General features: G+C 32.1%; 19 protein-coding genes. 12 read left to right on the top strand and 7 right to left on the bottom strand.

Going from position 1 to position 19,767, the window contains the following annotated elements; translation table 11 throughout:
* Nucleotides 1-177 precede the first annotated feature (177 nt).
* From RSE15_RS09065 to RSE15_RS09095, 7 genes are all read left to right on the top strand, one after another.
* Nucleotides 178-954 (top strand): DUF3108 domain-containing protein, encoded by a 777-nt coding sequence (locus RSE15_RS09065; protein ID WP_324067730.1) that lies wholly within the window; start codon nt 178-180, stop codon nt 952-954.
* A complete protein-coding gene (locus RSE15_RS09070; RefSeq protein ID WP_324067732.1) occupies nt 954-1,880 on the top strand; it encodes a tryptophan 2,3-dioxygenase family protein in 927 nt (308 codons plus the stop codon). The genes RSE15_RS09065 and RSE15_RS09070 overlap by 1 nt, the downstream gene beginning before the upstream one ends.
* Nucleotides 1,881-1,906: 26 nt before the next feature.
* A complete protein-coding gene (locus tag RSE15_RS09075) occupies nt 1,907-3,145 on the top strand; it encodes a M23 family metallopeptidase (protein WP_324067734.1) in 1,239 nt (412 codons plus the stop codon).
* Nucleotides 3,145-4,782 (top strand): glucose-6-phosphate isomerase, encoded by a 1,638-nt coding sequence (gene pgi / locus RSE15_RS09080; RefSeq protein ID WP_324067736.1) that lies wholly within the window; start codon nt 3,145-3,147, stop codon nt 4,780-4,782. Before RSE15_RS09075 ends, pgi begins: the two co-directional genes overlap by 1 nt.
* A gap of 211 nt (nt 4,783-4,993) precedes the next feature.
* Nucleotides 4,994-7,717: a TonB-dependent receptor gene (locus RSE15_RS09085; protein ID WP_324067738.1), complete on the top strand. Its 2,724-nt coding sequence runs from the start codon at nt 4,994-4,996 to the stop codon at nt 7,715-7,717.
* A 100-nt stretch (nt 7,718-7,817) separates the two neighbouring features.
* The gene (locus RSE15_RS09090) at nt 7,818-8,243 is read left to right on the top strand and encodes a hypothetical protein (protein WP_324067740.1); all 426 of its coding nucleotides are present in this window, start codon (nt 7,818-7,820) and stop codon (nt 8,241-8,243) included.
* A gap of 44 nt (nt 8,244-8,287) precedes the next feature.
* Nucleotides 8,288-8,788: a septal ring lytic transglycosylase RlpA family protein gene (locus RSE15_RS09095; RefSeq protein WP_324067742.1), complete on the top strand. Its 501-nt coding sequence runs from the start codon at nt 8,288-8,290 to the stop codon at nt 8,786-8,788.
* 1 nt (nt 8,789) lies between these two features.
* Here the strand turns inward: RSE15_RS09095 and RSE15_RS09100 are convergent, their stop codons facing one another.
* Nucleotides 8,790-9,260, bottom strand: a complete 471-nt coding sequence (locus tag RSE15_RS09100) for a CYTH domain-containing protein (protein WP_324067744.1) — start codon at nt 9,258-9,260, stop codon at nt 8,790-8,792.
* Between the two features lie 84 nt (nt 9,261-9,344).
* Between RSE15_RS09100 and RSE15_RS09105 the strand changes: the two genes are divergently transcribed.
* From RSE15_RS09105 to RSE15_RS09115, 3 genes are all read left to right on the top strand, one after another.
* Nucleotides 9,345-11,369: a transporter-like protein gene (locus tag RSE15_RS09105; RefSeq protein WP_324067746.1), complete on the top strand. Its 2,025-nt coding sequence runs from the start codon at nt 9,345-9,347 to the stop codon at nt 11,367-11,369.
* Nucleotides 11,370-11,372: 3 nt separating this feature from the next.
* Entirely contained in the window at nt 11,373-12,470 is a 1,098-nt protein-coding gene (gene dinB, locus RSE15_RS09110; RefSeq protein WP_324067748.1) for a DNA polymerase IV, read from the top strand.
* A gap of 82 nt (nt 12,471-12,552) precedes the next feature.
* Entirely contained in the window at nt 12,553-13,068 is a 516-nt protein-coding gene (locus tag RSE15_RS09115) for a PAS domain-containing protein (protein ID WP_324067750.1), read from the top strand.
* Nucleotides 13,069-13,157: 89 nt separating this feature from the next.
* Here the strand turns inward: RSE15_RS09115 and pyk are convergent, their stop codons facing one another.
* The 5 genes from pyk to RSE15_RS09140 all read right to left on the bottom strand — a co-directional run bounded on the left by pyk (nt 13,158) and on the right by RSE15_RS09140 (nt 17,584).
* Nucleotides 13,158-14,588, bottom strand: coding sequence for a pyruvate kinase (gene pyk / locus RSE15_RS09120; protein WP_324067752.1), 1,431 nt, complete (start codon nt 14,586-14,588; stop codon nt 13,158-13,160).
* A gap of 5 nt (nt 14,589-14,593) precedes the next feature.
* Nucleotides 14,594-15,067 carry an IPExxxVDY family protein gene (locus RSE15_RS09125; RefSeq protein ID WP_324067754.1) on the bottom strand — a complete coding sequence of 158 codons (474 nt, stop codon included), beginning with the start codon at nt 15,065-15,067 and terminating at the stop codon, nt 14,594-14,596.
* 102 nt (nt 15,068-15,169) lie between these two features.
* Nucleotides 15,170-15,913 carry a ribonuclease III gene (gene rnc / locus RSE15_RS09130; protein ID WP_324067756.1) on the bottom strand — a complete coding sequence of 248 codons (744 nt, stop codon included), beginning with the start codon at nt 15,911-15,913 and terminating at the stop codon, nt 15,170-15,172.
* Nucleotides 15,914-15,917: 4 nt separating this feature from the next.
* Nucleotides 15,918-17,171: a beta-ketoacyl-ACP synthase II gene (gene fabF, locus RSE15_RS09135; protein WP_324067758.1), complete on the bottom strand. Its 1,254-nt coding sequence runs from the start codon at nt 17,169-17,171 to the stop codon at nt 15,918-15,920.
* A gap of 176 nt (nt 17,172-17,347) precedes the next feature.
* Entirely contained in the window at nt 17,348-17,584 is a 237-nt protein-coding gene (locus RSE15_RS09140; protein ID WP_007137004.1) for an acyl carrier protein, read from the bottom strand.
* A 173-nt stretch (nt 17,585-17,757) separates the two neighbouring features.
* Here RSE15_RS09140 and RSE15_RS09145 point away from each other — a divergent pair, with 173 nt between their 5' ends.
* Both RSE15_RS09145 and rnhA read left to right on the top strand, forming a co-directional pair.
* Complete coding sequence (locus RSE15_RS09145) at nt 17,758-18,324, top strand: phosphoribosylglycinamide formyltransferase (RefSeq protein ID WP_324067844.1); 567 nt, start codon at nt 17,758-17,760, stop codon at nt 18,322-18,324.
* 16 nt (nt 18,325-18,340) lie between these two features.
* Nucleotides 18,341-18,820, top strand: a complete 480-nt coding sequence (rnhA, locus tag RSE15_RS09150; protein ID WP_324067846.1) for a ribonuclease HI — start codon at nt 18,341-18,343, stop codon at nt 18,818-18,820.
* Nucleotides 18,821-18,848: 28 nt separating this feature from the next.
* Here rnhA and RSE15_RS09155 read toward each other — a convergent pair whose 3' ends face one another.
* Nucleotides 18,849-19,757 (bottom strand): DUF6268 family outer membrane beta-barrel protein, encoded by a 909-nt coding sequence (locus RSE15_RS09155; RefSeq protein WP_324067848.1) that lies wholly within the window; start codon nt 19,755-19,757, stop codon nt 18,849-18,851.
* Nucleotides 19,758-19,767: the final 10 nt, after the last annotated feature.

The raw sequence follows: 19,767 nt of genomic DNA on the forward strand, positions 1-19,767 counted from the left end.
AAAAACTCAGTCATATTTTTGACTGGGTTTTTTTGTTTTACTATTTTTGGAACAGAATTTGCATTTTCATATAAAATAAACAATTATGAAATCGCAATTTTTGAAACTTTGTAAAAAACAAACCTAAATTTTAAAAGCGATATCATATGTTGCAGCTAAAAAATAAATTATAAACATATGAAAAAATATATCTTACTTATAGTTCTTTTTGTTTTTACAAATTCATTTGTGCAAAGAGAAAACGCTTTTACTACTGGTGAATGGTTGAGGCTTAGAATTCATTATGGTATGGTTAATGCTGGATACGCTACTCTAGAAATAAAAGACGCCGTAAAAAATAACAGAAAAGTACATCATGTAATTGGAAAAGGATGGACAACGGGTATGACTAAATTCTTTTTTAAAGTAGAAGATAATTATGAAAGTTATTTTGATAAAGAAACCGGCAAACCGTTTCAATTTGTTAGAAAAATTGATGAAGGAGGGTATACTAAAAACCAAGAAGGTTTTTTTAATCAAGATAAAAACCAAGTTGTAGTTAAAGATTACAAAAAGAAAACAGAAAAAACATTTTCCACACCAGAACAAATTCAAGATATTGTATCTTCATTTTATTACTTAAGAAATCATCCTTCAATAGATAAGTTAAAAATTAATGAGTCAATTGCAATAGATATGTTTTTTGATGATGAAACCACAAAGTTTAAGTTAAAATTTTTAGGGCGAGAAGATATTAGTACTAAATTTGGAAAAGTTTCTTGTATGATATTCAGACCCTATGTTCAGGCAGGAAGGGTATTCAAAGAGGAAGAGAGTCTAACTGTTTGGATTTCAGACGATGACAATAAAATTCCAATACGTGTTAAGGCAAGTTTAGCAATAGGTTCTATAAAAGCAGATTTAGATGCGTTTAAAGGGCTAAAAAATTCATTTAAAGTAAAAGTAGATAAATAATGGAAGTAACTCCAAAAATTCAAGAACAATTAAACCAACTTCAGGATAAATTTGAAGCAATTAATCAAAACACATCAACTCATTTAGAAGGTTTACTTTGGGCTAAACCCATTACTTATTGGGATTATATTCAAACTGATGCGCTTTTAAGTCTTCAAACACAAAGAACTACATTGCCAGACGAAATGGTTTTTGTAATGTATCACCAATTAAACGAATTGGTGTTCAAAATGATTCTTTGGGAAATGGATCAATTGTGCCATACTGAAAAACCATCAGCTGATTATTTTACTGAAAAATTAGGCAGAATTAGTCGTTATTTTGATATGCTTACTACTTCTTTTGATATTATGAAAGATGGAATGGAGCCAGAACAATATCTAAAATTTAGAAATACACTTACGCCAGCAAGTGGTTTTCAATCGGCTCAATACCGTTTAATTGAATTCAGTTCAACCGACTTAATTAACTTAATCGATAATCGTTTTAGAGCTACTATTGATAGAAATACACCTTATGATCACGCTTTTGAACATTTATACTGGCAAGCCGCAGGAAAAGATTATCATACAGGTGAAAAATCGTATCTAATTTTAGAATTCGAAAGAAAATACAAAAAAACTTTCTTAGAATTTATGGAAGAATACAACACAATAAATTTGTGGCGAAAGTTTAAACAACTTCCAGAAGCAGACCAAAAAAATCCAGAATTAGTTGCTGCAATGCGTCATTATGATGTAACCGTAAATATTACTTGGGTTATGGGACACTTTAATGCAGCCAAAAAATATATAGAAAGTGTGCCAGGAAATCACGAAGCTACAGGTGGAAGTGATTGGAAAAAATATATGTTACCAAAATACCAAAAAAGAATATTCTTTCCTGAGTTATGGACGAAAGAAGAATTAGATAACTGGGGAGAATAATCGCTTATAGCACAAAACACAAAACATTGAGATATTTAGTATTTGCCATTTTATTTATTAGTCTTTTCACAGCTTGTAATTCAAAAGATGATAGTGAGAAAGCCAAAAAAGCATTAGTTAAAAAAGAACCAATAATTAAAGAGTATGGGTTTACTTTTAACGATTATAAAGTGGTGCAAGATACTATTCGTTCAGGAGATACTTTTGGAAAAATATTAGAAAAATTTCCATTAAAAGATAGTTTACGTATCCACGATGTTACTGAAAAAGTAAAAGATTCTTTCAATGTAAGAAGAATAAAAGCAGGGAAACCTTATATTTTATTTTTAGACAAGAAAAAGCCAAACACCCTACAAGCTTTGGTGTATATTGAAGATAGAATTAATTATACCGTAGTTGATTTTAGAGATTCAATTGTAGTATCAAATAAACAAAAACCAACCACTTTACGAAGAAGAGTAGTGGCAGCAGAAATAGAAGGTTCTTTATCTGAAACTTTAAGTAATGCTGGAGTTAGTGCTGGTTTAGCGAATAGATTAGCAAATATTTATGCATATACCGTCGATTTCTTTAAAATTCAGAAAGGGGATAAATTTGCCATCACTATAAACGAACGTTATATTGACGATTCAATTTATGTTGGGGTTGAAAGCATTGAAGCATCCTATTTTGAAAATAAAGGAAAAAAAATATTTGCTTTTCCATACAAATTGTCTGAAAAACAAAAGTATGAAGATTATTATGACGAAAATGGTAAGGGTTTAAAAAGCATGTTCTTAAAAGCACCTTTAGATTATTTTAGAATCTCCTCGCGTTTTTCGGGAAGACGTTTTCACCCTGTTCAAATGCGTTTTAAAGCACATAACGGAACAGATTATGCAGCACCTCACGGAACACCAATTAAAACAACAGCATCTGGAGTAGTAGAGCGTACAGGATATACTGCAGGTAATGGAAATTTTGTTAAAGTTCGCCATAGTTCAACGTATGCTACCCAATATCTTCACATGTCTAAAATTTCAGTAAGAAACGGGCAACGTGTTTCACAAGGTCAAGTTATTGGAAAAGTTGGAAGTACGGGTTTGGCAACAGGCCCCCATGTTTGTTATCGTTTTTGGAAAAATGGTGTGCAAGTAGACCCATTGCGTTTAAAATTACCAAATGCTGAACCCATGAGCAATTCACACAAGCAAAAATATTTAGCACATATAGCTCCTTTGAAAAAAGAATTAGATAGTATAACCGCAATAAAATTTAAAGAATAATGGCATTACCAAAAATAAATCCTTCTCAAACAGCTACTTGGCAAAAAATTCAAGATCATTTTGAAAAAATGAATCAAACATCTATGAAAGATTTGTTTGCTTCTGATTCTGAAAGAGCATCAAAATTTCACATCCAATGGAATGATTTTTTAGTGGATTATTCTAAAAACATTGCCAATCAAGAAACACTAGATTTGTTACTACAATTAGCAAATGAAGTTCAATTAAAACAAGCCATTGCAAGCTATTTTGAAGGTGATATAATTAATCAAACCGAAAATAGAGCAGTTTTACATACAGCTTTACGCGCTAAAGAATCAGCTAAGGTAATGGTTGATGGAGTTAACGTGATGCCTGAAATATATTCGGTAAAAAATAAAATTAAAAACTTTTCTAACGAAGTTATTTCTGGGAATAAAAAAGGTTTTACTGGAAAATCATTTACAGATATTGTAAACATTGGTATTGGTGGTTCAGATTTAGGTCCAGCGATGATTGTTGAGGCTTTACAATTTTATAAAAATCATTTAAACGTTCACTTTGTTTCAAACGTAGATGGCGATCATGTAAATGAAATCATCAAAAAATTAAATCCAGAAACCACTTTATTTGTAGTAGTTTCTAAAACCTTCACAACGCAAGAAACCTTATCAAATGCGGAAACTATAAGAAGTTGGTTTTTACAATCAGCAACTCAAGAAGATGTAGCCAAACATTTTGTGGCGGTTTCAACTAACCTGCAAAAAGTGACTGAGTTTGGAATTAATCCAGACAACGTTTTTCCAATGTGGGATTGGGTTGGAGGTCGTTTTTCGTTATGGAGTGCTGTAGGTTTATCCGTTAGTTTAGCTGTAGGATTTGATAACTTTGATAAGTTGTTGAAAGGCGCCAATGAAATGGATGAACATTTCAAAAACGAGTCATTTGACAAAAATATTCCTGTTATTTTAGCTTTATTGAGCATTTGGTACAATAACTTTTTTGGAGCTGAAAGTGAAGCTTTAATTCCTTACACGCAATATTTACAAAAGTTAGCACCCTACTTACAACAAGGTATTATGGAAAGCAACGGAAAAAGTATTGGAAGAGATGGAAAATCTGTAAATTACCAAACGGGAACAATTATTTGGGGCGAACCAGGAACCAATTCCCAACATGCTTTTTTTCAATTAATTCATCAAGGAACAAAATTAATACCAACCGATTTTATCGGGTTTAAAAATTCGTTATACGGAAACAAAGACCATCACGATAAATTAATGTCGAATTTTTTCGCTCAAACCGAAGCCTTATTAATGGGTAAAACCGAAGCACAAGTAAAAGCAGAATTCGAAAAGCAAGGAATTTCAGGGGAAAAAGCTGATTTTCTATTGCCATTTAAAGTGTTTACAGGAAATAAACCAACCAATACCATTCTTATCAATAAATTAACTCCAGAAACTTTAGGTGCATTGGTGGCAATGTATGAACACAAAATTTTTGTTCAAGGAATTATTTGGAACATTTTTAGTTATGATCAATGGGGTGTTGAACTCGGTAAGCAATTAGCAAACTCAATATTAGATGAAATATTGTCAAAAGAAGTGAAAACACATGATAGTTCTACTTCATTTTTATTGAAAAATTATCTGAAATAAATAAAATTATCTACAAAAGATAAAAATCCTCGATTGAAAAGTTGAGGATTTTCTTTTTCAACAACATTTTTGTCGATAAAAAACAAAAAAAAACGTTAAAAAGTTATGTGATTGTTTTTTAATAGATTGAATTTGTTTGTTAACATTATCTTAACATTAAAAATAAATTCTTGTAAGAAATTTGCAAAAAATATTTTAAAAAACACAGCAAATGAAAATTTTTAAAAATGCATTACTAATTGGGTTTATGTTTTTATCAACCCTAACAGTATTTTCTCAATCAAAAGTTACTGGAACGGTTGTTGATGGTGAGTTCAATCAGCCATTAGCCGGAGCAAGTGTGACTATTAAGGGCACAAAAACAGGAACAGCTACAGATTTTGATGGAAAATTTGAAATTTCAACTTCAGAAAAATCTGGAGTTATCGTAATTTCTTATTTAGGATTTGAAACAAAATCGGTTTCTTTTACAATTACTGGTAATTCGGTGAATGTAGGAAGCATTGTAGTAACGCCAGATGCAGGCCAGTTAGAAGAAGTAGTTGTAATAGGTAAAGGTATTATCGACGTTGCCAAAGAACGTAAAACTCCTATTGCAGTTTCTACAATTAAAGCTGCTGAAATTCAAGCAAAAGTGGGTACTGCGGATGTTACACAAGCAATGGTTAACACACCTTCAGTTTATGTTGCAGGTCAATCTGGAGGATACGGTGATTCAAGAATTACAGTTCGTGGTTTTCAACAAGATAATACGGCTTTCTTATTAAACGGGCAACCAATTAATGGTATGGAAGACGGAAAGATGTATTGGTCTAATTGGTCGGGTATGTCAGATATCGCTAATTTTATTCAAATTCAAAGAGGATTAGGTTCTTCAAAATTAGCAATTTCTTCCGTTGGAGGAACTGTTAACTTTGTTACGAAAGCTACTGAAAAAAGTGAAGGTGGTAATGTTTCTATGGGTGTTGCAAATAGTGATTATTTTAAATCAACTGCAACTTATAATACTGGAATGATGAAAAATGGTTTTGGTGCAAGTGTAATGCTTTCACATTGGCAAGGTGATGGTTACAACCAAGGAACCAGAGGTGAAGGTCAAAACTATTTCATTTCTTTTGGGTATAAGCCAAACGACAAACACAATTTCAACTTCTTAATTACAGGAGCACCTCAATCACATGACCAAAACTTTACTAAAAGAATTTCTGATTATTTAGGTTTTGGTAGAAAATATAATAACAATTTCGGTTATTTGAACGGACAATATATTTCGGAGAGAACTAATTTCTACCACAAACCAGTAGCTAATTTAAACTGGGATTTCAATATTAATAGTACGACTTCATTATCAACAGTATTATATGCATCATGGGGTCGTGGTGGTGGAACTGGTAATTATGGTGGTGGAAGAAGAAGTATCTCAGAAATTAATCCTTACACGGGAAGTTCTCAAAGCACATACATCAATTTTGATCAGATATACGCAAATAATTTAGCCGATGCGGATGGTATTGGTTCGGGTTCTAATTATGCAATTAGAGCATCTATGAATAACCATGCTTGGTATGGTGTAGTATCTAACTTGAAAAAAGAATTAAACAAAAATTTGAATTTAAATTTTGGTTTAGATTTAAGAACTTATAATGGTGATCACTACCGTCAAATTTCAAATTTTATGGGATTAAACGGATGGACAGAAAGTAGATTTTTAAGAGATAACAATCATGTTATTCCTAATCCAAATACTTTACCAAGTGCAACAAATACAGTAAATCAATCCTATAATATCAATCCTTGGCATGCATTTTTTAATACTGCTTCTGATGACCAAAAAATTGATTATGATTACAGCGAAACTATATCTTATGGAGGAGTTTTTGGTCAATTAGAATATTCTAATGAAAACTTATCTGCATTCTTCCAAGGAGCTGTTTCTAATCAAACACACCAAAGATTTGACTATTACGATTATCAAGACGCATATCAAGATTCAGAAAAAGTATCTAATATTGGATTTAATGTAAAAGCAGGTGGTGGTTATATGATAACTGAAAATCATTCAGTATATGCAAATGCAGGGTATTACTCTCGTCAGCCATATCACGATAACATTTATTTAAACTTTACAAATCAAGTTAATCCATTGACTGAAAACGAAAAAGTATTAGGTTTAGAAGCAGGTTATACATTTAAATCTAAAATATTTACTGCTAGTTTAAATGGATACAGAACTACTTGGGAAGACAGAGTTGTTACAACATCTAATGTTCAAGCTGCTAATGCCGTTATTGGTTCAACACCAGTTTTAGCTGGAGATGTAATTTTTACATCTAATCAAGGTGTAAAACAAGTTCATTCTGGTATTGAATTAGATTTTGTAGTAAAACCTGTTGATAAATTAGATATTAAAGGTTTTGCATCTTTTGGAAATTGGGAATATGAAGGAAAAGCAATTAGTAGAAAATTTGACGAAAATCTTAATTTATTAGTTGAAACAGAAGCAGATTTAGATGGAGGAAAAGTAGGTGATGCTGCTCAAACTACATGGGGATTAGGTGCTAAATATGAAATTTTTGAACGTTTTTCAATTGATGCAGATTGGAGAAATTATGATAATTTGTATGCAAATGTAGTTGCTAAAGATAATTTAGAATTACCTAGCTATGATTTAGTAGATGCTGGAATTTCTTATAAAATGTTAGTTGGAAAAGACAAACAAAATTCTGTTAACTTTAGATTTAATATGAACAATGTTTTTGATGAGGTTTATTTATCTGAATTAACGTCAAATATTAAAACTGATGCATTTATTAGTGGAACTTCTGGTCCTACATATCAATCTGCTGGTAGAGTATATAAAGGAATTGCAGATGGTAACCAAGGTTTCTTTGGTTTAGGAAGAACTTGGAATTTCTCAATCCGTTATAACTTCTAATTTATTTTAAAAAATAGTTTTATAAAACCTCTTACTCATTTTTTTGAGTGAGAGGTTTTTTAATTTCTTATATTTGTAACTCACAATAAAATATTTAGGTATGTACGAAACTATTAAAAATGTTCACTCTATTTTAGCTTATGCAGCTTTGGGATTATTGTTGCTGGCTTCATTCAATGCCATTTTTGGATTAACTTCTAAAAAAATATTTAAAGACAAAGATTTACGTTTGTCTTTATTTACCCTGATTATTTGTCATATTCAATTGTTAATTGGTTTGATTTTGTATTTTGTTTCTCCTCTTGGTGCTGACCAATTAGGAAACATGAAAGATGCGGCTATGCGATTAACTTCGTTAGAACATCCATTGATTAATATTATAGCTTTGGCTCTTATTACAATAGGTTGGTCGAAACATAAAAAAGAAGAAAGTAACAATGGTAAGTTCAAAAAGATTGCCGTTTTCTATACTTTAGGTTTATTATTAATCTTATCAAGACTTCCTTGGGCTAACTGGTTCAATTAGTATTTATAACTCATTCGTAATAGGTATAACAAAAACAAAATAGAATGAAGAAAAACATCATAATTGTAGCGTTTGTGTTGCTTATTACAATATTAGTAGGCTTTTCTAATGAATCCAAACCAGGATTTGTTAGAAAAGCTTCTTTATATGATACGGTTAAGAAAAAAGATTCGCTTCGTATTTTAGATTCGATAAAAAAATCGGATTCTCTAAAAGTTACCGACTCTTTGGCTAATCTTAAAACCAAATTATACAAGAAAAATGTAGAAGCTTCTCATTATTCCGATAAATTAAACGGAAGGAGAACAGCAAGTGGGCAAGTTTTTAGTAATAAAAAATATACCGCAGCTCATAAAACACTAAAATTTGGCACTAAAGTAAAAGTGACCAATTTAGCCAATAAAAAAAGTGTTGTTGTAACTATAAACGACAGAGGACCTCATACTCGAAAAAGAGAAGTTGATATGGCTAAAAGACCTTTTTTAGACATTTCTCATAACAATGGTCGCTCTCCATTACGCGTAAGTTTAGAAATTGTAGAATAACTTATTTCCAAGATTTAAACGGATGATTGCTTAAAAACGAATTGTAATACCGTTCGTCAGAAGTAACTTCATTTCCCAGCCAATTAGGTTTAAAAAAAGTTTCGTTTTCCGATTTTAGTTCAATTTCAGCTACGATTAAACCTTCGTTTTCACCATAAAAAACATCCACTTCAAATAGATGGTTTTCATAAAATACATGATGCCTGGTTTTATCAATTACGCCATGTTCGCATAATTGTAACAACGCTTCTGCTTCGGTAATTGAAATTTCTTTTTCCCATTCAAAACGCGTCATGCCTGATTCGTTTCCTAATCCTTTTATGGTTAAAAATCCTTTGTCTCCTTTAATTCTAACTCGAACCGTTCTCTCTGGATTTGAATTCAAATAACCTTGAACAATTCTAAAGTTTTCATTGCTTTCCGTGATGAAATCGCAATTGGTAACGAGGTATTTGCGTTCTATTTCTACCAAAATTCATTTTTTATTTAGGCATCTAAATTACGAAAAAATCCTTTCAATTTGTATCTTTACACATATTAGAGCAAATTAAGAAATATGCTACGAAGAAAAACGAATACCACACCCGATGTCATCATTAAAAAGTATTTTAATGAATTGCAACTTTGGAAAAACGAAGAGAACGATATTGATGTATTGGTTCAATTGGTCAATGTTATTCGTCCGAAAAGTCCAAAAAAACTTGAAAAATTCAGTGTTTTTCCTATAATAGAGTTCTTTACGAATAATGCAACAGAAAGAGAAAACTTTGTAGCGTATTTAAAAAACGTTTTGGAAAATAAAAACTTCGATGCCATTTTAACCGATGCAGGAATTTTACAAGACATCGATTTCTTTTACGAAGTTAAAAAGCGATTGTTTGCCAAAATCCTACCATATCAAGCGCCAAAAGACACTTTACAATACGTTTTAAATCAGATTTTTTATGCAGATTCTGATCCTGTTTGGATTAATAAAATTCCGAAAGTAGAGTTAGAAACACTTTTCGATTTGTTTCAATTTGAAACCATTTATGAATCGGTTGATGCTAGTTCCCCAATGTATGAAGTAATGCAAGCTATTAATTTGTTAGCACAACGAACAAGTGGAAAAGCATTGGAAACAGATGTAATGAAAATGGTTCCCGAATATTCTGGTTTAGAAAGTCCGTTTGCGGCTTTTGAAAAGGAATTATACGCCATTGAACATACTATTAGAAGTAAAGAATCTGAATTTTATACTACATCATTAGATATAAATTTTAAGCAATTACTTATACTGTATGGTCAATGTAATGATTTTGTTGAGAAAGCCTTTCAAAACTCCTCTAAATTCGGTATTTCGTTACGCGTGAACCAAAACTTACTCAGTATAAAACAGCACTTGTACCGTATTGGCGTTTTATTACCACTTTTAGTAATCGATAAACCCGAAGAAAAGAAATCAAAGTCAATAGAATTAGCCATTAAGTTAGTTAAATACAACTGTTTAAAAACCAACGTTAGAAAATTGTTTGCCGAAAGCACGCAATTGTTGTCATACGAAATTACACAGCACACCGCAAAAACAGGCGAACATTACATTACTGAATCGAAAACCGAATATTTCAAAATGTTATATGCGGCAATTGGTGGTGGTTTAATTGTTGGGATTTTGTGTATCATAAAATTATTATTGTCAAAATTAGAAACTTCAGATTTTGGTCATGCCTTTTTTTACAGTATGAATTATTCGTTTGGTTTCATTGCAATTTATATTTTAGGTTTTACTTTAGCAACCAAACAACCTGCCATGACGGCGGCAGCTTTAATTAGCGCTTTAGAAGACGGTTTAAAAAAACAAGCCAATGGAGATGGAGAAAAACACAACAGTTTTGCTGTTTTATTTGCTCGTTTGTTTCGTTCCCAGTTTATTGCGTTTGTAGGAAATGTGCTGATGGCTTTTCCAGTGGCGCTATTGGGAATTTGGTTAATCGATTTGGGTTTCAACTACAACATTGCCGAAACCAAATGGGAAAAATTAGTTACTGATTTAAGCCCAGTGCATTCTTTAGCGATTTTTCATGCCGCTATAGCTGGTTTTTTCTTGTTTTTATCGGGAATTATTTCAGGAAGTATTGCGAACCGCGATAAACATTTTAATGTGTATTACCGAATTCAAGAACATCCGTTGTTAAAGTTAAACTTTGGAAAAGCTAAGGCTGATAAAATTTCAAAATGGTATGAACATTATTGGGCAGGGATTGTTTCTAATTTTTGGTTTGGAATTTTCCTTGGAAGCACGGCTTCAATCGGGTTATTTTTAGGATTAAATTTAGACATACGGCACATTACTTTTGCCAGTGGAAATCTTGCATTAGCAGTATATGGAGCTGATTATATGGTGAATAATGTCATGTTGTTTTGGGGCATTTTAGGGATAGGAATTATTGGTTTCGTGAATTTTTTAGTTAGTTTTAGCTTGTCGCTTGGATTGGCATTTCGTTCGCGAAATATTCCATTAACTGAATTAAGACCTATAATCACTTCCATAAAACAACATTTTTTTAGAAAACCGTTGAGTTTCTTTTTTCCTACCGAATAGTTTATGAGTGAGCATTACCGCAAAATAATTCATGTGGATATGGATGCGTTTTATGCATCGGTAGAGCAAATGGATAATCCTGAGTTGAAAGGAAAACCATTGGCGGTAGGCGGAAGTGAAATTAGAGGCGTTGTTAGTGCAGCAAGTTACGAAGCTAGAAAATTTGGAGTACGAAGTGCTATTAGCGGTATTCAAGCTAAAAAATTATGCCCTGATTTAATTTTTGTACCACCCCGATTTGATCGATATAAAGAAATTTCTAAACAAATTAGAAAGATTTTCCTCGATTATACTGATTTAGTTGAACCGTTATCGCTTGATGAAGCCTATTTAGATGTTACTGAGAATAAAAAAGGCAATCCAAGTGCCACATTAATTGCTCAAGAAATCAGAAAACGCATTTTTGATGAAGTTGGTCTTACGGCTTCGGCAGGAATTTCCGTCAATAAATTTGTAGCAAAAATTGCTTCAGATTACAACAAACCTAACGGACAAAAAACGGTAAATCCAGATGAGGTAGAAGTGTTTTTAGAAAAATTAGACATAAAAAAATTCTATGGTGTAGGTAAAGTCACGGCCGAAAAAATGTATCAATTGGGCATTTTTACTGGGTTCGATTTAAAACAAAAGCCTATGGAATACTTGGAAAAACATTTTGGAAACAGCGGGTTTCATTATTTTCAAATTGTGCGAGGTATTCACAACAGTTCAGTAAAACCCAACCGAAAAATTAAATCGGTAGGAGCTGAGCGCACTTTCAACGAGAATTTATCTTCCGAAATTTTCATGGAAGAACGTTTGAAAAGTATCGCTAATGAATTAGAAAAACGCCTACAAAAAAGCAAAATCTCAGGAAAAACCATTACTTTAAAAATAAAATACTCCGACTTCACGTTACAAACCCGAAGCAAAACCTTACCGTATTTTGTAAACGACAAACACATTATTGTAGACGTAGCCAAAGATTTACTTTACCAAGAGCGGTTAAGAAACTCTGTGCGATTGCTAGGAATTTCCATCCACAACTTAAACAATGAAGAAAAAACGAATATTGTATTGCCTCAAAAAAGTGTTTCGGTGCAATTGAAGTTTGAGTTTTAGTTACTTAAACAAGCGTTAAAGTTGTGTTTTCTAACTTGTTGATTCATTTTTCTTTTTAGTTTTGACAAAAATAACATCGGATATGGAGTTCAAAGTGTATGATGCTGCGTTTGCAAAACAGTATGAAAAAGTTGCTATGAAAGCAATGCCGCTAGTATCTTGGGATATTTTTTCTCAGTATTTGTTGCAAACCAATGTAGTGCTTCATGATGTGCGATCGTTACATCAAATTGCTAACAAAAATCAATGGAATACGGTGTGGGATTATAAAGAAAGTCTTCAAGATGAAACCGTTATTGTGGTTACCGATGCGCAGTTAAAAATTGTTTTCGCTAGTAAAAACATACACAAAATGAACGGCTATGAAGCAAATGAAGTGATTGGAAACTCGCCAAAAATGTTTCAAGGGGCTAAAACAGATTTACAAGTTAGTAATGAAATTAGACAAGCCATTTTAAACAAAGTACCGTTTGAGAAAAACGTAATCAATTATTGCAAAGATGGTTCGTTATACAAATGTCACATTAAAGGCTTTCCAATTTTCAATAACAAAGGAGAAGTGACAAATTTTATTGCGTTTGAAAAAATAGCTGCTTAAAATTAATTAAAAACACTAACCAGAACTTAAATAAAACAAAAACGAGTGCTAAAGTAATTTAGCACTCATTTTTTAGTATTAAAATTCTGTTATTCTATTTCTGAAACTCGCATGGTGTTCACCATTCCTTTAGCTACAATTGGCATTGCTGCTAGGTTTACTACCATATCACCTTTTTTTACATATTTTCTTTCTTTACAAATGGTGTTGATGTCATCAATAGTATCATCTGTACTTACTAATTTATCGTAGAAGTAAGCTCTTACTCCCCATAAAAGATTCAATTGTGTTAAAATTCTATGGTTAGAAGTAAATACTAAAATATGTGATTTTGGTCGCCATGCTGAAATTTGAAATGCCGTATAACCTGAATTAGTTAAAGTTGTAATCGCTTTTGCATTAATGGAATCGGCCATTAAAGAAGCATGATAACAAATTGATTTAGTAATAAAACGTTGGTTTTTTATTTGTGGTTGCGAAATTGGCACTTTAATAAGTGGCGAATCTTCAACACTTTCAATAATACGAGTCATGGTTTCAATTACCTCTACTGGATAATTCCCTACTGATGTTTCTCCAGATAACATTACTGCATCTGCTCCGTCCATTACAGAGTTTGCAACGTCATTTACTTCTGCTCTTGTAGGAGTTAATGAAGTTATCATGGTTTCCATCATTTGTGTTGCCACAATTACAGGAATACGAGCCGTTTTAGCTCTATGAATCAATTTTTTCTGAATCAACGGAACTTCTTCCGCAGGAACTTCCACACCTAAATCGCCACGAGCAACCATTAATCCATCACAAAAAGCTACAATTTTATCGATATTTTCAACCGCTTCCGGTTTTTCAATTTTAGCAATAATTGGAATTTTATGTTCTGAATGTTCAGTTATCAAATCTTGTAAATCTTCTAAATCTTGTGGTGTTCTAACAAAAGATAATGCAATCCAATCTACTTTATTTTCAATAGCAAACTTAGCATCGCGAATATCCTTTTCTGTTAAAGCTGGTAATGATACTTTTGTATTTGGTAAGTTAACTCCTTTTTTAGATTTCAAAGGACCACCTTGAACCACTACAGCTTCAACTTCTGTGTTTTTGTCTGTTTTTGTAACTTCAAAAATTAACTTTCCGTCGTCAAGTAAAATTCTTTCCCCAGGATTTACATCTTTTGGAAATTCTTTATAATTCATATAAACACGAGAGGCAGTTCCTAAAATATCTTCAGCTGTTGTGAAAGTTATTTTATCACCTTTGCTTACTACTACATCCTCTTTCATAACGCCTACACGTAATTTAGGACCTTGTAAATCTCCTAAAATTGAAGTTGTGTAACCATATTCATCATTTAATTCTCTAATGATTTTGATTCGTTCTGAAACATCAGTATAATCAGCGTGAGAAAAGTTAATTCTAAAAACATTCACTCCTGCATCTATCATGTTTTTAATCACTTCTTTTGTACTACAGGCTGGACCTAGTGTAGCAACAATTTTAGTTTTTTTGTTTGTTGGCATCTTAATTAAAAAATTAAATTATTTTTAGATTTTAAGTTTGTTATATCAATGGTGTAAGCTGTAGTTACATTTTTAATTTCTTGAATTTTTTCAATGATAGATTCCGATTCAAATCCATAATCAATATTTTCAATTTTTAAAAGGTAATCGGCTTTTTTAAATTCAGGTAGTAAAAAAACGGTAATGTCAATTTGTTCAAATAAAGAACTTGTTTGTTTGTTAGAATTGATAATCGTAGCTTTATTTTCGATTAAGGTCCAAACAATATCGTTTTTTTTATCATCAAATATGTAGTTACTAAAAGCACTTTTTCCTTCAGGAATAGCAATTTCCACATAAGAAAGGTTTTTACTCAATTGAATGCTTAAAACCACATTTAGGGAATAAGCCAATTTGTAATCCTCTAAAGATGAATGGATGGCAATTAATTCATAATCATCTGAAATAAAATCGGTTATTTGAATTTTATGGATTGCCATTACCCTCATTTAAGTTGTAAATATAAGACTAAAATCGATTAAAAAACACCCGTTTTTAAGTTCTTAACGTTAATTTAGTAACGAAAACGTTTTAGTACTGGGTTATTTTTTTGAAATTTTTTCTTGTAAAGCAAAATAAGCTCTTTGAGATGCTTTTTCTTCTGCTTTTTTCTTTGATGTAGCTCGAGCACGCGCAACAATTTTTTGGTCAATAAGTAGTTTTATCCCAAAATATTTTTGCCCTTCGATTCCATTATCTTCTACAAAATCAAAAAAGAATGAAATTTTTTCTTTCTGACACCATTCAATAATTAAACTTTTATAGCTGATAACTTTACCTTCTAATTTAGCAATATCAACATATTGTTTAATGATTTTTGTACGAATAAATTTTTCGCAAAATTCAAAACCTCTATCTAAATAAATTGCACCAATAAAGGCCTCAAATAAATTACCATGAATATTTTCGCCAAATTGACTCGAATTGACTTTGCTTTCTACAAAGCTCACCAAATTAAAATCGCGGCCTAATTCGTTTAGGTGTTCTCTACTAACAATTTTAGAGCGCATTTTTGTTAAATAACCTTCGTCTCCCGATGGTACTTCATTGTATAAATGTGCTGCAATTACACTACCCAACATTGCGTCACCTAAAAATTCTAAGCGTTCATAATTGAACGGATTTCCTTTTTCGTCTACTTTATTGGTAGAACGGTGTGTAAATGCTTTTTTGTAATATCTTAATTCTTTAGGTTCGAAACCTAGTATTTTGGTAATTTTTTCAAAAAAAATCCCGTCTTCTGGAGAACGGGAGTTTTTTATTATTTTATTAAATAATCGACGCATGTAGTTAGTTTTCCAATTTTTTAAATAATACACAAGCATTGTGACCTCCAAAACCGAAGGTATTACTCATTGCTACTTTAATTTCGCGTTTTTGCGCTTTATTTAAAGTTAAATTTAATTCAGGATTAATGTTTTCGTCAACTACTGTATGGTTAATCGTTGGAGGAACAATACTGTGTTGCATAGCTAAAATAGAAGCAATTGCTTCGATAGCACCAGCAGCACCAAGTAAGTGTCCTGTCATTGATTTTGTAGAGTTAATATTAATGTTTTTAGCATGATCACCAAAAACATGACTTATAGCTTTTAATTCAGCAACATCGCCAAGAGGTGTAGAAGTTCCGTGCGTATTAATGTGGTCTACTTGATCAGGAGTCATTCCAGCATCACGTAGCGTGTTTTCCATAACAGCAATAACGCCAATTCCTTCTGGATGTGGAGCTGTTAAATGGTATGCATCAGAAGACATTCCACCACCACCAACTTCACAATAAATCTTAGCACCACGCGCTTTAGCATGTTCGTATTCTTCTAAAACTAAAGCACCAGCACCTTCCCCTAAAACAAAACCATCACGAGTAGCATCAAAAGGTCTTGAAGCTGTTTCTGGGCTATCATTTCTAGTTGATAAGGCGTGCATAGAATTAAATCCACCCATTCCTGCAATAGTTACAGCTGCTTCAGAACCACCTGAAATAATTACATCACACATTCCTAAACGGATGTAGTTAAATGCATCAATTAAGGCATTGGCAGAAGAAGCACAAGCAGAAACGGTAGTATAATTTGGACCCATATAGCCATTTCTCATAGAAATATGAGCTGGAGCAATATCGGCAATCATTTTAGGAATAAAGAAAGGATTGAACTTTGGTGTTCCATCTCCTTTTGCATAATACATGACTTCATCTTGGAAAGTTTCTAAACCTCCAATACCAGCACCCCAAATTACACCTACTCTATGTTTGTTTACATTCTCTGGCGTAATTCCAGCGTCTTTAATCGCTTCGTCACTAGCTGCAATAGCATATTGAGCAAATTTATCCAATCGGCGCGATTCCTTACGATCCATATAATCTTCGATGTTGAAGTTTTTTACTTCACACGCAAATTTGGTTTTATGTTTTTCAGTATCGTAATACGTTATGGGTGCAGCACCGCTTTTTCCATTAATTAATCCACCCCAATATTCTTGAATGGAATTACCAATTGGGGTCAATGCTCCAAGGCCAGTTACAACAACACGCTTTAATTGCATATTCTTATTTTTAAAAATCGTTTAAACAAATAATACCCGTGTTTTCTTTAATTTATTATAGTAAAGAGACAAGGGTATTTCAATATATTGTGATTGAAATTCAATCAAAAATAGTCTAATTTTTTTAAAATAATAAAAACCCGCATGCAAATAAATGCACGCGGGCGTTTTATTTATTATTTTTTAGCTTCTTCGATGTAAGAAATAGCTTGACCTACAGTAGCAATGTTTTCAGCTTGGTCGTCTGGAATTTGAATATCAAATTCTTTCTCGAACTCCATAATAAGCTCAACAGTGTCTAATGAATCAGCCCCTAAATCGTTAGTGAAGCTAGCTTCTGTTACAACTTCGTTTTCGTCAACACCTAATTTGTCTACGATAATCGCTTTTACTCTTGATGCAATGTCTGACATAATCTTTTAATTTTTAATTTAATTTGTTGGCAAAAATAAAAAACTTTATTTTAAAACAACCTTTTTGTTACTAAATATGACCACGAATTTAAAAAAAATAATTCACAAAGGCCTCTTTTTTTTATTTTTTACCAATTATTATTCTTTTTTTTGTGCTAAGAAATCTAAATAAAATGAAAAATATTGTGCTTTTTGCTTCCGGAAACGGTTCAAATGCCGAAGAAATAATCAGGTATTTTAAAAATAATAATGAAGGAGTTGTAGTTGCTATTTTTTCTAACAAGGCGGATGCTAAAGTATTAGAAAGAGCAAAAAATCATAACATCCCTTCTGTGGTTTTTTCTAAGACACAATTAAATGATGGTTTTGTGTTAGAGCAATTGCATCAATTTCAACCCGATTTAATTGTTTTAGCTGGATTTCTATTAAAATTTCCAGAGTCAATATTAAAAGTGTATCCAAAAGTAATTAATATTCATCCTGCTTTATTGCCAAAATATGGAGGAAAAGGCATGTACGGAATGAATGTACATCAAGCGGTTCTGAAAAATAAAGAAAAAGAAACAGGAATCACCATTCATTATGTAAATGAACACTATGATGAAGGTGAATTTATTTTTCAAAAATCAGTAAATATAGAAGATTGCAATATCGCTGAAGAAATTGCACATAAAATCCATGAATTGGAACATCAGTATTTTCCAGAAGTTATCGCAGGTATATTAACTCGTAACTCATAACTTTCAACTCGCAACTATGTCACACGAAGTCCACATATACACAGACGGCGCTGCCAAGGGAAATCCTGGTCCGGCTGGCTATGGCGTGGTGATGGAAATGGTAGGAACACACTATAAAAAAGAATTTTACGAAGGTTTTCGATTGTCTACTAATAATAGAATGGAATTATTAGCGGTAATTGTAGGGTTAGAAAAACTTAAAACCCCAAAAACTAAAGTACTAGTTGTTTCTGATTCGAAGTATGTGGTGGATTCGGTAGAAAAGCGCTGGGTATTTCAGTGGGAAAAAATCAACTTCAAAGCTAAGAAAAATCCTGATTTATGGCTACGATTCTTAAAAATATATCGCCAACATCAAGTTGATTTTCAATGGGTGAAAGGGCATAACAGTCATCAACAAAACGAACGCTGCGATGCATTAGCCGTTATGGCATCGCAACAAGAAAAATTATCCATTGATGAATTTTATGAGCGAGAAGAAGGGAAGTTGTTGTAATAAAAAAGGAGCTGAAAAGCTCCTTCTATTATTTAGTTTCTTTTGTTAAATCAAATCGGTAAATCGCATCAAATCCAACGTATAATGAAGAATCAAATTCCGAGTTTAGTCGATTTCTTTTATCGGTACTCAGTGGGAAAGTTAAAACTTGTGCACCTACCTTTTCATTACTATTGTAAACGCCATAATCTGTAGTGTCAAATCCCACTTTTCCTCTTAAAATAATCGAATTATCCATTAATCCTAAAGCAGCATAAAGCGCAAAACGAATCGATTCTTCTTGAGTATATAAATCCGAATTAATACCGTCTAAATCATATGATTTTATAGAAGTAAGTAAATCTGCACCTACACTAAATTTATCTGACAAAGAATAGTTAGCGTCCATACGAATTGGTAAAGTTGCATTGATATAAAACTTACTGTCTTTAGAACGATGCCAAATACCAATTAATGGGGTAATAGTAGAGCCATGGTTTTCTGACGAAGCATATAATCCAAATTTAACTTTTGAAGTTTCATTGTACTGATAATCTAAAACTGCTAATCCACCAAATTGAAAATCATTTGACCCAATGTTATCAAAATCTGAGGCAATTTTTGGAAGAAATACATACGTTCCCGACCATTTTTCGGAATGTTGATATTTCATTCCTAAGTTCAAGCGTGTCATTGTTAAACTAGTTCTTTCAGCACCTTCTGAAAAATTTAACCTGGTGTTTTCAACTGTAAAACCAGTTAATAATACTGTTTTTTCAGATAATTTTTTGGGATAGTAAACTTCCATATTTAGATTGTTTACACTCGTTTCGTAGTCATTGTCTAAATTTCCTAATGTTGCATTATTTAAAGACAATTTAAAAATATCAACATAGTCTTGCGCACTGACAGAAACTGTAAACAGTCCAAAAAGCATAAATAATTTAATTTTTTTCATAAGTTTTTTA

Source organism: Flavobacterium sp. (genome assembly GCF_035195345.1).
Taxonomy (GTDB): Bacteria; Bacteroidota; Bacteroidia; order Flavobacteriales; family Flavobacteriaceae; genus Flavobacterium.